The sequence below is a fragment of the Gluconobacter sp. P1D12_c genome (genome assembly GCF_018812105.1).
Taxonomy (GTDB): domain Bacteria; phylum Pseudomonadota; class Alphaproteobacteria; order Acetobacterales; family Acetobacteraceae; genus Gluconobacter; species Gluconobacter oxydans_A.
In genome coordinates, this window is the sequence record NZ_JACSIQ010000076.1 from 1 (window position 1) to 802 (window position 802).

An 802-nucleotide genomic window follows, 5' to 3' on the forward strand; every position below is an offset into this window, starting at 1 on the left:
AACATCAGCAAGAAAATCCTGCCAGCCGTTCCCCTTCAAATACGGCAGATCAAAGAGGATATTCATATGCATGTTAAGGGTTTCATGATCCTCATTATGAGTGAACTCAGTCCCCCTGAAATACAGATTTGAACCATATTTTTGATTGAGCCAACGGAAGCAATCAGAGAGCTTGCGTGTCCATTTCCTATGCTCCGCCTTGAGGTCATCATATATGCGGACGTTCTCACCGCAGGTGATAACCATGTACCGCAGATACTTCCCCTTATTCGGGAGAATGTTATCAATCCAATAGGTCAGCTCATTCCTCAACTGGCGACGCTCAGCAACAGCAACAGCAGGAATGAACATGATATGCCTAAACTGTTCATCCATCTGCTTAGCTAATCCAGACAGCAAACCCACCTTGAAAAAGGTGCCATCCTGCTTCTTACGCCTAGACGGAATCCCCAGACCTTCAAGCCTGTCAGCAATGCGATCAGATTGAAGCCTTATGGCCTCATCCCTGCCAATGCGTTCAAGATGTTTAAACACATCAACCTTGTTCCCACTGTTGCGACGAAGAAGCTCATAAAAACCTATCCGAGAAGATGACTCACACCCATTCTCAGACGGTCCTGCATCAAAAATCTCTCCGCGTGATTCCTTCGCTTCCTTAACCTCTGTAACGTATTCTAAACCACCAGCAGGAAGCCTGAAGCGTCGCCTGTCTTCCTGTTCCGAACGACACGCAAAACGCAGATTCTCATCAGCAGAATAATCCCTAGCTATAACCCCAAGGTGCTTGCAGTCAGCAGATATC

Annotated in this window: 1 protein-coding gene; it reads right to left on the bottom strand. The window is 46.8% G+C overall.

The features are described from left to right. Positions 1-802 (bottom strand): hypothetical protein (locus KP705_RS15595; protein WP_215764831.1); only part of this gene is annotated, 802 nt, incomplete at both ends.